This window comes from Affinundibacterium seohonense (assembly GCF_014284305.1).
GTDB lineage: Bacteria > Pseudomonadota > Gammaproteobacteria > Burkholderiales > Burkholderiaceae_D > Undibacterium > Undibacterium seohonense.
Map to the genome: position 1 here is coordinate 22542 of NZ_JACOFW010000023.1, position 16668 is coordinate 39209.

A 16668-nucleotide genomic window follows, 5' to 3' on the forward strand; every position below is an offset into this window, starting at 1 on the left:
TCATAGTTCGAACGGACTCTCATGACAGCAAATTTGACACAAAAGAACGGACTATGGTGGATACCAAGCTTGGCATTCCTTGGCGCTATCCCGTTTATCATTGCACAACAGCTTTCTAGCGTCTTGTACAAAAACTTGGGTGTTTCGAATAGCGACATTACTTTTTACACTAGCTTGCTTTACTTGCCATGGGTGATAAAACCATTATGGTCACCACTGATCGACATTTTCAAGACTAAGCGTGCTTGGATTATCGCCTTGCAAATGGCAATTGGTGCAGGATTAGCGGCACTCTCCTTAAGTCTGCATACGCCCTATTTTTTCGCGATTAGCCTACTGGTGTTTTGGTTCATTGCATTTGCCTCCGCCAGTCATGATATTGCAGCAGACGGTTTTTACATGCTGGCACTCAACAGCTCAGAGCAGGCGGCTTTCGTCGGTGTCCGTAGTTTATTTTTTCGTGTAGCAAACATTGTCGGTGGTGGTGTGCCGGTTATTTTTGTCGGACGACTGACGCAACACAATCAAGATATCACGCAGTCATGGTCGATTGTATTGATGGTCATAGCTGCTATCTTTATTGCACTAACCCTCTACCATGCAGCGATATTGCCGCGCCCGACGAGTGATCAAAGTACTCTTGCTGCGTCAGAGTGCAAGCTGACTAGTCAACAGGTTCTTGCTGAATTTGCCGCGACTTTTCGCGAGTTCTTTCAAAAGAAGCAGATTCTTTTTGCGATTCTTTTCATCCTCTTATTTCGCCTCGGCGAAGCACAGGCCTTAAAGGTCGTGAGTTTATTTATGCTCGACCCACGCGCCAAAGGCGGCTTAGGTCTCAGCAATCAAGAGTTTGGCATCGTCTATAGCATCGTTGGAATCGCTTTTTTGACGATAGGCGGATTGCTCGGCGGTTGGTTGATTTCGCGGTATGGCCTAAAGCGAATGTTATGGCCTATGGTGCTGACTATGCATTTACCCAATCTGGCGTTTGTTTTCTTAGCGCTGGTACAACCGGAAAGTTTAACGATCATTGCTACTGCTCTGGCGATTGAGCAATTTGGGTATGGCTTCGGCTTTACCGCATTTTTAATGATCATGATGATGATTGCCGACGGTCCGAAAAAAACCTCACACTATGCGCTTTGCACAGGTTTCATGGCTGCAGGCATGATGATACCGGGCGCTTTTAGTGGTGACTTATCCCAATATCTTGGCTATGGAAGTTTCTTTATTTGGGCTTGTCTTTGCACAGTGCCCGGCTTGATATTGACCGCTTTTTTAAAGATAGAATCGGATTTTGGAAAAAAAGTCAGTGGCGCCTAAGCCCTTCATAATGACTGCGTACTTTATACACGGATTTAGCACGCGTTATCCACACTAGATCTCGAACTAGCCCTCAGCCATAACTTGCGGTAATGCGAACCCAGTAAAGTCTCATTAGTAAGAAACGTTCTGACGGTCTATCCTAGCATTTCACGTACTTGATATGGTGGAGTTATGAGATGGACTTTTTCTCGCTTGCTGATGGCTTTGATCAGCTTTGCATTGCTGCTAGCTAGCTTGTCCGCATGCACCTCAATGACCAAATCCGCTACCAATGCGAAAGCACAACAGCAAGTGCTACTCGTGTCTGTGCCCGAACAAAAAATGCTGTTCATCGAGAACGGTCAAGAACGCGAATTTTTTCTCATTTCCACCGCAAAAAAAGGCATCGGTGATGTGCCTGACAGCTATATGACGCCGGCCGGCACGATGGAGATCGCTGAAAAATTTGGTGACAATTTGGCGCTCGGTAGTGTCCTAAAAGACCGTGTAGCTACTGGCGAAGTGGTACCGATAGAAGCCCCTGGACGAGACCCCATCGTCACCCGAGTTTTGTGGTTACGTGGACTAGAGGAACGCAATCGCAATGCCTATCCGCGCTTTATCTATATCCATGGCACGCCACAAGAAAGTCTATTGGGGACAGCGGCTAGTTTTGGTTGTATCCGTATGCGCTCTGTCGACATTGTCAGACTTTACGATGCTATCGCTGTTGGCGCGAAAGTGGTGGTCAGCGAAGCGCCATTGGAGTCGCTCAAAGCACATTGGATGCTGGCGACAATGAGCGCAAGTGTGGATGAGTAACGCCAATCAACGCGAACTTACCTGATCATTTTTTGAATCCTCCTTCCACCTACCACACAAATCGTATGCATAGTTGCGTTCTCGGAGCCGGTGTTATCGGCGTCACTACGGCTTATCAGTTGTTAATGGCCGGGCATGAAGTTAGTCTGATTGAAGAACAGAGCCAAGTCGCGCAAATGACTAGCTTAGGCAATGGCGCGCAGCTCAGCTATTCCTATGTTGCCCCATTGGCCGATGCGTCAATTTGGAGAAAGTGGCCTGAATATTTATTCAGTCAGCATTCGCCACTGCGCCTTAAACCACAACTTGATCCTGCTTTGTGGCACTGGTTGTGGCAATTCTTAATGGCATGTAATCATCAAAGAGCCAATATCAGTAGCCGTCAACTTCTCACATTGGCGCAATTAAGCCAGGTGCAAATCGAACAGATTCGCGCACAACATGGATTTGACTTTCAACATCAAACCTCTGGCAAATTGGTGATGCTGAGCGACCAAGCGTCAATCGACGCGGCGGCTGGCCAGATTGCGTTTCAAGCGCAATATGGTTGTCAGCAGTCAATCTTAGGTATCAATCAATGTATAGAATTGGAGCCCGCATTAGCACACGCGCAAACCCGCTGGCTCGCTGGTGTTTACACCCCAGCAGAAGAAGTCGGAGATTGTGCAAGTTTTTGCCAACACTTATTGGCTACCATGGCGCAGTCACCGCGTTTTCAGTTTCTACCCAATGCACGTATCGAGTCGGCGCACCTCGTGGGCGGCAAGGTAAGTCACATCAACTTACGTCAAACGGAGACTGCAACTGGTTCTCCAACAACCCGTCATACCGCTGATCATTTTGTCGTCGCCATGGGGATAGAGAGCGCGCGCTTTGCTAAGATGCTCGGCTTTCGGCTTCCGGTGTACCCATTGAAGGGATATAGCATTACGGTACCGATTCGCGATGCAAATAGCGCATCGGCGCCACATATTTCCATCACGGATCTGTCCCAAAAGATCGTGTATGCACGGCTTGGTGATCGTCTTCGTGTGGCGGGCCGGGTCGAATTGGTTGGTCACGATTTACGCATACCGCCAGAAGCGATTGCCGAGTTGGTCAAAGCGACTCAGACTTTATTTCCTGAGAGTGGAGACTTAAACGCTGCAGAGCAACTATCGCCATGGGCGGGCTTGCGTCCCGCAACGCCGACCGGCGTTCCTATCTTGGGTAAATCGCCTATTGCCAATGTGTATTTGAATGTCGGTCACGGCGCACTCGGCTGGACATTGGCCTGCGGTAGTGCAAGCTTATTGCGCAGCGTTATTTGTGGCGAAACACCCGCCATTGATATGACGGGCTTTGCCTTCCGCTAGAACATTTTTTTCCTCGCGAATTCCGCTACGATTATTGTAGAGGTGCGCTGACCGAGGATTGGCGACTCATAGGTTCCGCTGCGGCTTGTGCTTGCGTTAGTCCTTCCACTGCTTCACTTTCGACACCCGATGCCACCCACGCAATCAAAGCATCGAGCGCAGGTCGCGCTTTTGCTGCGTATTCGTGGTTAATCATACCGACCACGACCCAATGACGGTTTTGTTGATCGCGCACATAACCAGCCACCGCTACGGTATCGCGTAAAGTACCGGTTTTAATACGGGCGCGCGCTGCTGCCACTGTCCCGACTAAACGCTTACGCATAGTGCCATCCACCGCCACGATCGGCAAACTAGCGCTAAATTCAGCAAACCAATTGCTCTGGCTTAGATGCAGCAAAAATGAACTCATTTGTTTGGCAGAGATACGTTCACTGCGAGACAACCCAGAGCCATTCTCGATCACAAAACCTTGGTCATCAATCCCTTGCTGACGCATCCATAGACGTACCCGCTCCTCTGCCGCATTGAAGCTAGTCACACCAGTCATCTTCGTACTCAATCCAGCGCTCAACTCGGCGCCCAGACTTAAGTACAATAAACGGGTCATGGCATTGTCGGAGCGTTTATTGATGATTCTAAGATTGTCCGCCAAAGTATCCGAGGATTTTTCCACCAGGGCGGTGGCAGTCGGAGGCACAGTGCCATCGATAGCGCGCCCTTTCCATTGCCCGCCCATTTCGGTCCAGAGTTGGCGCACCAAACTCTCGATATACAAGTTGCGATCAAGGATATTGAGACTATTTGTGATCTTGCAATCGCGCGGAAATTCGCCGCTTAGCGTGATTGTGGTGCGATGTCGGCGATCGGTTTTGATGGTAGGCGGGATCCAACGTTGTTCCCACTGCGCGCAAGGAAAGTCTCCAACAGTCATGCGGTTATTGAGTCGTACTCGCGCCATCGGCGAAGACAAGCGCGTTTGCATTTTTTTCTGCGTACTGTCGAGTTCAAAACTCGTCAAATTACTATTCACTAGCAAGGCATCAGGAATCACGTTGTAGTACGCATCCGGTGTCTCATCAAATGGGGGCAAGTTCAGATCAAAACGACTCGGTTCAAAAAAACTACGATCGAGTATCAGATCCCCCTCAATACGATGAATACCTTGATCGTAAAGTGTTCTCAACATCATACCGAGGCGTTCCCAGCTCAAGTCAGGTGCGCCACCGCCACGCAAGTACAAGGGGCCACGCAAAGTATTTTTTTTCGTACTCCTATTCGATGGCATTTTCCATGACTCGTCGCTGAGCAATTGCGTCTTCCATTTATAGGTTGGCCCCAGCACTTCCAAGGCAACTCCGCTGGTGACCAATTTCATGGTCGATGCTGGACTCATAGGGACGTCCTCATGTATCGCCAATTTGGGTGCGCTACGATCGACAGGCTGTACTATCACCGCCAATGCAGAAGTGGGTACACCTGCCTGCTGCAAGGCTAGGGTCACACTTTGCGGCAAACTCTGCTGCGCTTGTACTTGTGCAGATACAAAGGGCAAACAACACCCGATGAATCCAAGACAAAGTTGACGGTGCATCGATCTAACAGTAATCATCCTATGTTCCCTCATTTCCTCAAGTGCTCAGGCAAACCATGCTGAGCCTACATAGGACTTACGCAAAATTGCGCTAGCTAGGCGCGTCGCCTAAGAAATTGTGCGGCGAGTCGACGGCAACGCCAGCGTCTATTTTGCGTAAGTCCTGTTACAAAGTCATAGTCTACGGGCATGAATTACCAATCGCCTATGGTTTTTTTGCATCTGCCTATAACGCTTGGGTATAGCATTTTTTATGAAAAATGCCGATCTTAATAGTTGAGTGCATAACTTTTACCTATACGTCATGATCAAAAAATCAATCGCATCAAATCGTAAAAGATGAAAACATAGACTTCATTCTTCCGTGACTATTCAGCTAATGCCAATTGAACTGTACTACGTCAAGAATAGGCGCCTCAACCCCCCACATTTGAGACGTTTAACTATTCACCTTCTCCCCAAGACTGGTGAATCTAGAAAGAGGGCGCGCAAGCGCCCTCTTTTTTCAAATTTTGGTGAGAATCGACAATGCACGCTGCCAAGCCTAGACTACTGTCCTTAGATGCCTTTCGCGGGATGACGATTGCCGCCATGTTTTTGGTAAATAATCCTGGTGACTGGGCGCACATCTATCCGCCATTGGCGCATGCCGCCTGGTCTGGTTGGACTCTGACCGATTGTATCTTTCCATTTTTTCTTTTTATCGTCGGCGTTTCGCTGCAACTATCAATCGCCAATAAAACCGATTTACCCGAACATCGACGCCTACACTATTCGAAATTATTGCGCCGTGCGGCGACTATTTTTTTGATCGGTCTAGTCCTCAACTTCATCCCGAGTTTTGACCTCTTGAGTCTACGCATTCCTGGTGTTTTGCAACGCATCGCGCTTACCATCATGTTGGCTGGCGCTATCCTTATTTACTTCACGTGGCGTCAACAATGCGCGTGGATCTTCGCCATTCTTATCTTCTATACTGGCGTGATGTTACTAGTGCCAGCTCCTGATGCCGAGGGCGTTTGGGGGCGCGGTGTATTGGAACCAGGGCGCGACTTCGGTGCTTGGTTGGATCGTAGCCTCATGGAAGGACATCTCTGGAAGAAATCAAGAACCTGGGATCCGGAAGGTCTGTTTAGCACATTGCCTGCGACTGCGAGTGTGCTGTTTGGTGTATTGACCGGGCGTTTTTTAGGTAGCGCGATACCGCCACGTCAGCAGGTTTTCGCGCTCATCATATTCGGTATTGTTTGCATATTGCTAGGCCAAGTGATGGATCACTATTTAATGCCGATTAATAAGAGCTTGTGGACCAGCTCTTTTTGCGTCTTGATGACAGGTTGGGCTGTGCTCACTTTCACTGTGTTCTATTATCTACTCGATGCCAGCACGTCACTCCACTTAAAACAAAGGATGCGCACACTCAATTTGCCATTCACAATGTATGGACTCAATGCGCTATTTCTGTTTGCTTTAGCCAGTCTCTTGGCCAAGCTGATGGGATTTATACAGATTGGGCAAAGTGATGGCAGTGTCATGTCTTTACAAAAAACCTTATTCACACCGCTGACGACACTTCCCATTTCTGCATACAATGCGTCATTGTTGTTCGCCATACTGTTTAATTTACTGATGCTGACGATTGCCTATTTGATGTGGAAAAAATCGTGGTTTATTAAAGTGTAATGTCGGTGAATCCACCCTTTTCTTTTACTTGTAAAAATGATCAATTGTCACCTTTCAAAGACGTCGATTCTTACGCGTATCAACAGCATCTCAGGCAAGCAAGTTGGCAGCATCATCGTCAGTTTCTTACTACTATTGTTAATGCTATTCTTGCTCAGTGCCTGTACCACAGCGGTGCAAGCTCCCGTTAATAAGATCCCAGAAACCGCAAACCCGAAGACGGCATCCTTGCCTCAAGATTTGGCACGGACGGCACCAACATCACTTGCAGCTGCACCAGCAGCACCGCGAGAATTCCGCGCGGCATGGGTCGCAACGGTATCCAATATTGATTGGCCAAGTCGACCTGGTCTAAGTAGTCAGCAGCAGCAAGACGAGATCATCGCGATTCTCGATCAAGCCAAAGCAATTGAACTCAATGCCATCATCTTGCAAGTGCGGCCTAGCGCCGATGCCATTTATCCTTCCGCGCTAGAGCCTTGGAGCGAATACCTGAGCGGCGAACAGGGGCGAGCGCCACAAGTTTGGTACGATCCTTTGCAGTTTTGGATAACACAAGCGCATCAACGTGGTCTGGAATTACACGCTTGGTTTAATCCCTATCGCGCCAAAACCGCGCTTTCAAAAGCAAACCTTAGCCCACAGCATGTCAGTAACAGAAAACCATCCGCCGTCAAAAAATATGGCGACTTACTATGGATGGATCCCTCTGATGCCGACGCCGCAACGCAAACCCTCAACGTGATCATGGATGTAGTACGCCGATATGATATCGACGGGGTTCACATTGATGACTATTTTTATCCTTACCCGATCAAAGACGCGGCGGGCCAAGAAGTCGATTTCCCCGACGAAGAGAATTGGGTGCGATATCAAAACGAGGGTGGCGCACTCGCGCGTGCTGACTGGCGCCGCCAGCATGTCAATCATCTTGTTGAAAACATCGCACATAAGTTACGTCAAGAAAAATCGTGGGTAAAATTCGGCATTAGTCCATTTGGCATCGGGCGACCAGATCGCTTACCGCCGGGAATCACGGGCTTTAGTCAATACGATAAATTGTATGCCGATGTCGAGCTGTGGCTAGCACGTGGCTGGCTTGACTACCTCGCACCGCAATTGTATTGGCCTATCGACCAACCCGCTCAGGCGTTTCAGGTCTTACAAGATTATTGGACTCTTCAAAATACCATGGCACGTCATGTGTGGCCAGGTCTTTACACCAGCCGAATCGATCACAGCGACAAGTCTTGGACAAGTGAAGAGATACTGAATCAAATCAGCATCACCCGCGCGCAGGCGAGTGCCGGACATATTCACTTTAGTATGGTGGCATTGATGCAAAATCGCAAAGACATCGCCCAGCGACTGCGCCAAGAACGCTATCTCACGCCCGCGCTTGTCCCGGCAACGCCATGGTTATTTGCTGGCACCGTCACAACTCCGCGATTAATACGCACGGCAGATCCACAACATATCGAGGTCGCGTTTGACGATCACCAAGCAATACGCTCAATAGCCATTTGGCGGCGCTATGAACATGATATGAAATACGAATGGATTTTCTCGTTACAACATCCTAGTGCAAAAAGCATTGATCTGAGCGACGACCTTCAACGAGGCAAGCTCACCGAGGTCGTCGTTAGCTTGGTGGATCGCGTGGGTCAAGAGAGTCAGCGCGCTCACTTCATTAAGTAAAAAACGAGGGCCAATCTGATAGGCTTGGCTATTTGTCGCTATTTGTCGCTTTTTGACAACCATTGTCAAACATCCGCCATCCAAATTTGATAAATAATATGGCTGAAATTGCGCAAACACCCACCTTTTACAAGCTAACATCATGATCTTGCATGGCACTTCACGCCAAACGAATAGCTTTTGGCGAGACTATATCTTTTAGTTATTGAGCGCATGGGTTTTTTCATTTGTCACGCTATCAAAGAAACCTCTACTCTTGACCTGAGTCTGCGATTATCGTTGCCGATTTTGAACCGAAATTTTCCATTCGGTGCAACAGAAGTGGTATTTAAGCTTTGACGTCGCATTTTCAGTAGGATTTGACTTTCTTCGAAGCCCATGGCATGCCGTGAGTTCCCAATGCAGGCCAAAACAGTTTCGAAAAGTGCAGTCATCATCAATTCCAATCCTAATGGAGAATTTCGGTTTAGCTGAAGCGGTACCAAGCTCTCCTACTTTGTGAGAGTAGTCCAGGACAGACATGTTTCTGAAAAAAGCGAATAATTCATTAATCGAATCAAATAGGAGAATGTAGTGAAACTAACAACCATAGCCCATTGTATCGCTTTAATCGGTGTCTCAAATCTTGCTGCTGGCATCACTTATGCACAGAGTTTGCCCGTTGAGAAATTACAAAAAGTCGAGATCACCGGCTCAAGTATCAAAGCGGTACAAAAAGAAGGCGCACTGCCGATTCAAGTCATCACCGCGGAGCAAATAAGCCGTTCAGGAACCACTAGCGTCGAACAATTAATCGCGACCTTGTCGGCCAATGGCACCACGGCGGATAACTTATCCTCACAAGCAGGTATTCAGCTTGGCTCCAATGATCGCAATAACAATGGTAACTCGAGCGCCAATTTGCGCGGTCTGGGTGCTGGTAGCACCCTAGTACTTCTGAATGGTCGTCGCGTTTCTTTGCATGGCGCTAAAGGCAATGCAGTTAACCTCAACTCGATTCCATTAGCGGCGGTTGAGCGTGTTGAAGTTTTGACCGATGGTTCCTCCGCGATTTACGGTACCGATGCGATCGGTGGCGTCATTAACTTTATTTTGAAGAAGAATTTTAATGGCGTAAATCTCAGTGCGCGCACCAACGTCACCCAAGGTGGTGGCGGCAATACCAAGGGCATTTCTATCGTTGGTGGCATGGGCGACATGGACAGCGAAGGCTACAATCTAATGGCTACGCTGAGCTACGATAAACAAGCCATCTTAAATTCACATCAACGTTCATTCGTAAATGGTTTTCAACCTGAACGTGGCTTATCACCGGACACGACTGGGACACCGTTTGCTACGCAAACAGGTGGCGCTGGGACGGCGATTGGTTCCAGTTACAAATTACCGACAACAGGCGCACAAACCTACAACCGCGCCAACTTATTGAGCTTCCAAGGCAAGTGCGAGTCTGGCTTTGGCATGACGCAATATCAGAGCACTTTATGGGGCAATCCACAGTTCGGAACCTCCTGTGCCTACGATTACACCGGACAGGCAGTGTTGATTCAGCCTGTGGACAATCTTAATCTCGTGACACGCGGCACTTTAAAGATCGATAACGATACCAAAGCGTATTTCGAGGTGGTTGGTTCGCGTTCAACCGCCACCAAGCAATTTGAGCAGAGTCAAATCACCACCAGCATTGCGGCAAAAAATGCCTATCCAGTTGGCGGTCCGTATTATCAAGATCTCTCGAGTTACATTCCCACCTTTGATAAGACCAAGCCCATCGCCTATCGCTGGCGCTGTTTGGAGTGCGGTGGTCGCACCATCCAAACCGTGTCTGAGCAGTCGCGCATTTTAGCGGGCATTGATGGGGTGATTGGCGGGTGGGACTACAGCTTAGGCGTATCTACTGCCAAGAGCTACGCCAATTCTGTCTTAGGCGAAGGCTATATGAAGCGCGCAGAGTTTGATGCGGCTTTAGCCTCAGGCAAAATTAATCCATGGTTGAAGGCAGGAGAGACGCAGACTGCCGAGGCATTAGCCTTGATTCAAGGAGCAAAAGCTGCCGGAACATCGCTTTTCGGCGGTAGGGCTTCCTTGACACAAATTGACGGAAAAATTTCTGGTGAGTTGTTTTCACTCCCGGCTGGTATGGTAAGTGCCGCCGCCGGTTTTGATTTGCGTCGTGAATCGTATCAATTCAAATCCGATGAGAGCGCAACTGTGCCAGTGCGTGACGCGCCATTTGATGCGACGTTTGCAAAGGTGTCACGCGACATTACGGCGATCTATGCAGAAATGGCGGTACCAGTATTTAAAGGCTTTGACGCACAACTGGCGATTCGAGGTGATAAATACAGTGACTTTGGTAACACGGTCAATCCAAAGATTTCTTTCCGATATGAGCCGATAGAAAAAACCCTGATGTTCCGTGGCTCTGTGAACTCTGGTTTCCGCGCTCCGAGCTTCTTCCAATTGTATTCTGGCGTTTCGATTTCACCTTTGCCTGGCAACGTAGATGACCCTGTTTTGTGTCCAAAAAATCCAGGCAATTTGCAGTATTGTGGTATTCGCCCAGATCAAAAAGCCGGTGGAAATATCAATTTGAATCCAGAGAAGTCTAAGCAATGGTCGATCGGTACCGTGATTCAACCGCTTAACTGGATGGCAGTAACAATCGACTTATGGGATATCAAGCGCGATGGCATCATCACCGAGCTTGATGGTACTGCAGTCATCAAGAACCCAGAAACTTTCCCGAATAGTTTGATCCGTGATGCCAATGGCGAGATCGATTATATTCAAGCTGGCTACGTGAATGCCGATGGCGATAAATTACGCGGCATCGACCTTGCATTGAAGATGAACGGCAATCTGGGAACAGCGAAATGGGATGCTGGCATAGAAGGCACTTACATGAAGAGCTTCAAATCCCGTATCTTTAAGCGCGACACGTACACAGAACTGGTGGGCGAATGGTATCCACGAAATCTCTATGTGCGTTGGAAGCACAATGCCTTTGTCACGTACTCAGAAGGCAATTGGAGTACCACATTCTCACAACGCTACACAGCTGGTTACAAAGATGAACGCCCTAGTGGCGTTGTGCCAGCAGGCTTTGTTGCCGACGTTAAACCGTACACGACCTACAATTTATCAACCAGCTATTCGGGCTTCAAAGACTTGTCTATCAATGTTATCTTGATTGACCTGTTTGATCGGACACCGTCCTTTACTGCTCACAATGTGGACTTCGCAGGTGGTGCAGGTTGGGATCCACGCGTCGCTAGCCCACTTGGGCGTCGCTTATCAGTCAGCGCGAATTACAAGTTCTAGTCCGCATCTGCACTTGACCTCAGTATCATGCCGGATTGGATCCAGCATGATACTGAAGCGGGTTTCAGGGTCACTCTCCTTAAGCCTGAACATTCCGCAAATTGCCCGTTCAATTTGGTATGATCTAAGAACAAAGTCGTCATCGGCGAACAGGAACCGCTCGTCCACAGGAATGTCATGAACAAACAGCTGGCTTTTTTTTCTCTATTTTTTTTGATGGGCCTTACTGCCAATGCGACTGGTAATGCATCTGGTAACGCATCTGGCAATACTTCTATCGCTGGATCTATCTCGACCAATAAACCTATCATCTATTGCGCCGATGCGTCGCCCGAAGGATTTGATCCAGGCTTATGGGACAGCGCCAGCACCAGTAATGTGACCAATCAAATGTTTCAAGGTCTTTTGACGTTCAAGCGTGGCACCACTGAACTAGTGCCGCAACTTGCGCAGTCGTGGACATTTTCTAGTGATGCGAAGAGTCTGCGTTTTGTTCTGCGCGATAATGTGCGTTTTCATCAAACACCGTATTTCACCCCAACCAGAACACTCAATGCAGATGATGTGATGTTTACATTTGAACGCATGACCAACCCGCAGCATGTGTTTAATAAGGCCTTTCCCGCTTCTTTTATCTATCCGCAAAGTTTAGGCTTGGCGGCACAAATCAGTTCAATAAAGAAGATCGATCAGCGCACCGTGGATTTTGAGTTAAAGACCGCCAATGCGGCTTTTTTATCTTATTTCGCGATGGCGTTTTCAGCCATCCATAGTGCTGAATATGCGCAACAATTACTACTCAAAAAGCGTGCTGCAGATATCAACAACTATCCGATAGGCACCGGCCCCTATCGTTTTCGTAGCTATAAAAAAGACGATGTGATCCGCATGGAAGCCAATCCAGATTACTGGCGCGGTCCACAAATCACCCAAAAACTGATTTACTCCATCAGCCGCGAACCCAATGTGCGTGTACAAAAATTGCGCTTGGGCGAATGCAATATCACGGCACCAATTCGTGATGTCGACATCACGGTTTTAGACGGCAACCCACGCGTCAAGGTCGCCAAAATTCAAGCTTTAAATATCTCTTACCTCTCCTTTAATTTAAGAAAAGCACCTACTAATAATCGCTTGGTACGAGAAGCCTTAGATATCGCGGTGGATCGGGATGCCCTGTTTCGAGTGCTGTTTCCACGTGGCGATGCGATGCAAGCGATCAGCGCTTTCCCGCCTTCAATACCTGGTTACAACAAGCAATTACGGAATGAATACAATCCAGCAAGAGCGCGCCAATTGCTCGCCAGCGCGGGCTTTAAAGACAATATAGAACTGGACTTATGGGCTCTTCCAGTGAGTCGCCCGACCAATCCCAACGGGCAATTGATGGCGCAAATGATCCAACAAGATTGGGCGAAAATTGGGGTCAAGGCTCATATCAAAACTTACGAATGGGGCGAATATCTGAAGCGCGCTGCCAAGGGAGAACATGATGTATATATGAGCGGATGGTCAGGTGATAGCGGCGATCCCGATGATTTTTTAGCGACCAATTTGACCTGTGCATTAAACAAAAATGGCGTGAAGTTTTGCAATAAGGAATTCGACGCCATGGTGGAAGGCGGACGCTCAACCACAGACCCAAAACGACGTGCCGAATATTACGAAAAAGCCCAAGTGATTTTCAAGTATGAGCGCCCGTGGATGACGATGGCACATTCCACCGTCTATATCCCCATGTCACAAAAACTGGAGGGATTTATCATGGCGCCCAATGGCAGCGTGTCGTTCGAAAATGTGTATGTACGTCCATAGGACTCGTTACTTTACACAAACAAAAACTCAAACCAATTCAATAAAACCAGATCGATACGCTCATGCTGCTGTTCATCACAAAAAAAATTCTCAGTGTCATCCCGACTTTTATCGGCATTACCTTGGTCGCGTTTTTCCTGATTCGTTTAGTTCCAGGTGACCCTATCGAGGTCATGATGGGTGAGCGTCAAATGGACCCAGCCCAACATGCCGAGATGATGCATCGCATGGGGCTCGATTTGCCTTTGGCTGAGCAATACTGGGTGTATCTTCAAAAACTGGTACAAGGCGATTTTGGCGTCTCGCTAGTCTCTCGCGAACCAGTGGCAAAGGAATTCGCTGCGCTGTTTCCCGCCACGATGGAGTTAGCTTTATCCGCGCTACTTTTGGCCTGCGTTTTCGGTCTTGTATTGGGTGTGATCGCGGCACTCAAACGTGGCTCTTTAATTGATCAAGGCGTGATGGGTTTGGCGACGGTCGGTTATTCGATGCCGGTGTTTTGGTGGGGCTTAATCTTGATGATGTTTTTTTCTGTCGATTTGGGTTGGACACCGGTTTCTGGACGGATAGCGATTGAATATGACATTTTGCCGCGGTCCGGTTTTATGCTAATTGATAGCCTATTATCCGATGAAGATGGTGCTTTTGGCTCTGCCCTGCGCCACCTACTGTTACCCACCGTGGTGCTGGGTACCATACCCATGGCCGTGATCGCCCGCATGACGCGCTCATCGATGTTGGAGGTGTTACGCGAAGACTATGTGCGTACCGCGCGCGCTAAAGGATTATCGCCAAGTCGTATCGTCATTATTCATGCAATGCGCAACGCGCTCATTCCAGTATTGACCGTGGTCGGCATGCAAACGGGTAGTTTATTGGCAGGCGCAGTGCTCACTGAGACAATTTTTTCTTGGCCCGGAATTGGAAAATGGTTAATCGATTCAATTGCGAGGCGCGATTATCCCGTCGTACAAACGGCTATTTTAGTATCAGCCAGTATTTTCATCTTCGTCAACATGATGGTCGATTTACTCTACCTCGTTGTCAACCCACGACTGCGCTCAGAATGAAAATACAATCATCATGAATAAAAACCACCTCAATAATTTAGCCAACTCAGCAAACACAATGAATCTCAGCGCTGCCGAAGACAAAGTCGCGATGCTCAAATCGCCACAGCCTGCGTGGCGACTATTTATTCAACAATATAGCCAAAATCGCGGTGCCTTGGCGGCGACCATTGTGTTTCTGCTGATTGCATTCGCCGCACTCTTTGCGCCTTGGCTAGCACCTTATGATCCGATTGAGCAATTTCGTGATCACATGTTGGTTCCACCGGTATGGGACGCGCGGGGCAGTTGGCAATTTTTGCTAGGTACCGATGAATTGGGGCGCGATATACTTTCGCGCCTAATGTACGGCGCTAGAGTGTCGCTCATGATAGGAAGTCTATCAGTGATTTTTTCGCTGATACCTGGCGTTTTCCTTGGTTTGCTAGCGGCTTTCTTTACGCGCTTTGCTAGCCCGGTGATCGTCCGCCTAATGGATATTTTATTGGCCTTACCTGGCTTACTGTTAGCGATTTGCATCATCACCGTATTGGGCCCAGGTTTAGTTAATACGATGATCGCGATCTCGATTGGTGCCCTGCCCTCTTACACCCGTTTAACGCGCGCCGCTGCCTTAGCAGAAGTGAATAAGGACTATGTGATTGCCAGTCGGGTCGCCGGTGCGGGTACGCTACGTTTAATGTTAAACACGGTTTTGCCGAATTGCATGCCGCCCTTAATCGTGAATGCCAGCCTGAGTTTTTCAGCCGCCATACTCGAAACCGCTGCACTCGGTTTTCTGGGTTTGGGCGTACAAGCCCCAACACCAGAATGGGGAACTATGCTGGCAGCCGCACGCGATTACATTGATCGTGCGCCTTGGGTGGTGACCATGCCAGGCTTGAGTATCTTGATTTCTGTATTGAGTATCAATCTGATGGGCGACGGTTTGCGTGATGCACTTGATCCTAAATTGAAACGTCTAGGATAAAACCATGAGCTTACTAACTGTCAAAAATCTCAGAGTCGAATTCGGCGAAAAAAAGCAATCAAGCATCGCCGTCGATGGCATTGATTTGAACGTAGCGCAAGGGCAACGCATAGGCATCGTCGGCGAATCTGGTTCAGGAAAATCCGTCAGCATGATGGCCATTATGGGACTGATCGATGCACCAGGGCGCGTCAGTGCGGATGTCTTAAGCTTCAACGGCCAAGATTTGCTAGGTTTATCAGCCAGCGCCCGCCGCAAAATTATTGGCAAAGATATCGCCATGATTTTTCAAGATGCACTGAGTAGTTTAAATCCCTCGTACACCATTGGCGATCAATTAATGGAGGGGATGAAAGTCCATTTGGGTTTACGCGGAAAAGCCTTGCGTGAACGGGCCTTGGAGCTATTGAGCTTAGTCGAAATACCAGCCCCTGTGCGTCGCTTCGATTGCTACCCGCATCAATTGTCGGGCGGAATGAATCAACGTGTCATGATAGCGATGGCACTCAGTTGCGAACCAAAATTACTCATCGCTGACGAACCGACCACCGCCCTTGACGTAACGGTGCAGGCACAAATTATGGATCTTTTATTGCGTTTACATCAGCAGCATCAGATGGGCTTAATTCTCATCACGCACGATTTAGCCGTGGTCTCTGAAATGACCGATGAAATCCATGTCATGTATGCAGGCCAAGTGATGGAACGCGCGCAAGTGGCACAAGGTTTAGAGCAAGCCAAACATCCATACACCCGCTCGTTGTTGGCGGCGATCCCAGAACACAATAAGGGCGCGCAAAGACTGAACGCCTTGGCTGGTGTGGTGCCGGGACGAGATGATCGACCGTCCGGGTGCCTATTATCACCTCGTTGCGTACTAGCTGACCAACTATGTGTGAGCCAACGGCCTGCATTAATTTCGGGCTTACGATGCCATCATGTTCAGCCTGTGCTGGATGAAGCAAATTCACCAGTAGACAACATGACACAGTCGTTAATGAAGCAGGTTTGATTTTATGGAAGCTGAGTATC

At 48.5% G+C, this 16668-nt stretch carries 11 protein-coding genes; 10 read left to right on the top strand and 1 reads right to left on the bottom strand.

From position 1 onward, the window contains the following. Positions 1-21 precede the first annotated feature (21 nt). The 3 genes from H8K52_RS16715 (at position 22) to H8K52_RS16725 (ending at position 3482) form a co-directional block, all read left to right on the top strand. Positions 22-1323 carry an MFS transporter gene (locus H8K52_RS16715; RefSeq protein ID WP_186924047.1) on the top strand — a complete coding sequence of 434 codons (1302 nt, stop codon included), beginning with the start codon at positions 22-24 and terminating at the stop codon, positions 1321-1323. Between the two features lie 174 nt (positions 1324-1497). Then, positions 1498-2127 (top strand): L,D-transpeptidase, encoded by a 630-nt coding sequence (locus H8K52_RS16720; RefSeq protein WP_186924048.1) that lies wholly within the window; start codon positions 1498-1500, stop codon positions 2125-2127. A 65-nt stretch (positions 2128-2192) separates the two neighbouring features. Further along, positions 2193-3482 carry a D-amino acid dehydrogenase gene (locus H8K52_RS16725; protein ID WP_186924049.1) on the top strand — a complete coding sequence of 430 codons (1290 nt, stop codon included), beginning with the start codon at positions 2193-2195 and terminating at the stop codon, positions 3480-3482. 31 nt (positions 3483-3513) lie between these two features. Here H8K52_RS16725 and dacB read toward each other — a convergent pair whose 3' ends face one another. Beyond that, positions 3514-5094, bottom strand: a complete 1581-nt coding sequence (gene dacB / locus H8K52_RS16730; RefSeq protein ID WP_186924050.1) for a D-alanyl-D-alanine carboxypeptidase/D-alanyl-D-alanine endopeptidase — start codon at positions 5092-5094, stop codon at positions 3514-3516. A gap of 510 nt (positions 5095-5604) precedes the next feature. Between dacB and H8K52_RS16735 the strand changes: the two genes are divergently transcribed. The 7 genes from H8K52_RS16735 (at position 5605) to H8K52_RS16765 (ending at position 16648) form a co-directional block, all read left to right on the top strand. Continuing rightward, complete coding sequence (locus H8K52_RS16735; protein WP_186924051.1) at positions 5605-6759, top strand: acyltransferase family protein; 1155 nt, start codon at positions 5605-5607, stop codon at positions 6757-6759. Positions 6760-6795: 36 nt separating this feature from the next. Then, positions 6796-8457: a glycoside hydrolase family 10-like protein gene (locus H8K52_RS16740; protein WP_246464630.1), complete on the top strand. Its 1662-nt coding sequence runs from the start codon at positions 6796-6798 to the stop codon at positions 8455-8457. 573 nt (positions 8458-9030) lie between these two features. Beyond that, on the top strand, positions 9031-11781 hold the full coding sequence (locus H8K52_RS16745; RefSeq protein WP_186924052.1) for a TonB-dependent receptor domain-containing protein: 2751 nt from the start codon (positions 9031-9033) through the stop codon (positions 11779-11781). Positions 11782-11958: 177 nt separating this feature from the next. Continuing rightward, a complete protein-coding gene (locus H8K52_RS16750; RefSeq protein ID WP_222613814.1) occupies positions 11959-13596 on the top strand; it encodes an ABC transporter substrate-binding protein in 1638 nt (545 codons plus the stop codon). 62 nt (positions 13597-13658) lie between these two features. After that, complete coding sequence (locus H8K52_RS16755) at positions 13659-14666, top strand: ABC transporter permease (protein WP_186924053.1); 1008 nt, start codon at positions 13659-13661, stop codon at positions 14664-14666. 58 nt (positions 14667-14724) lie between these two features. Then, positions 14725-15636, top strand: a complete 912-nt coding sequence (locus H8K52_RS16760; RefSeq protein WP_186924082.1) for an ABC transporter permease subunit — start codon at positions 14725-14727, stop codon at positions 15634-15636. Positions 15637-15640: 4 nt separating this feature from the next. After that, positions 15641-16648 (top strand): ABC transporter ATP-binding protein, encoded by a 1008-nt coding sequence (locus H8K52_RS16765; RefSeq protein ID WP_186924054.1) that lies wholly within the window; start codon positions 15641-15643, stop codon positions 16646-16648. Positions 16649-16668 lie beyond the last annotated feature (20 nt).

Excerpts from the sequence above, each read along its gene's own strand:
- H8K52_RS16715 (WP_186924047.1), top strand. The coding sequence starts at position 22 with ATGACAGCAAATTTGACACAAAAGAACGGACTATGGTGGATACCAAGC.
- H8K52_RS16720 (WP_186924048.1), top strand. The coding sequence starts at position 1,498 with ATGAGATGGACTTTTTCTCGCTTGCTGATGGCTTTGATCAGCTTTGCA.
- H8K52_RS16725 (WP_186924049.1), top strand. The coding sequence starts at position 2,193 with ATGCATAGTTGCGTTCTCGGAGCCGGTGTTATCGGCGTCACTACGGCT.
- dacB (WP_186924050.1), bottom strand. The coding sequence starts at position 5,094 with ATGATTACTGTTAGATCGATGCACCGTCAACTTTGTCTTGGATTCATC.
- H8K52_RS16735 (WP_186924051.1), top strand. The coding sequence starts at position 5,605 with ATGCACGCTGCCAAGCCTAGACTACTGTCCTTAGATGCCTTTCGCGGG.
- H8K52_RS16740 (WP_246464630.1), top strand. The coding sequence starts at position 6,796 with ATGATCAATTGTCACCTTTCAAAGACGTCGATTCTTACGCGTATCAAC.
- H8K52_RS16750 (WP_222613814.1), top strand. The coding sequence starts at position 11,959 with ATGAACAAACAGCTGGCTTTTTTTTCTCTATTTTTTTTGATGGGCCTT.
- H8K52_RS16755 (WP_186924053.1), top strand. The coding sequence starts at position 13,659 with ATGCTGCTGTTCATCACAAAAAAAATTCTCAGTGTCATCCCGACTTTT.
- H8K52_RS16760 (WP_186924082.1), top strand. The coding sequence starts at position 14,725 with ATGAATCTCAGCGCTGCCGAAGACAAAGTCGCGATGCTCAAATCGCCA.
- H8K52_RS16765 (WP_186924054.1), top strand. The coding sequence starts at position 15,641 with ATGAGCTTACTAACTGTCAAAAATCTCAGAGTCGAATTCGGCGAAAAA.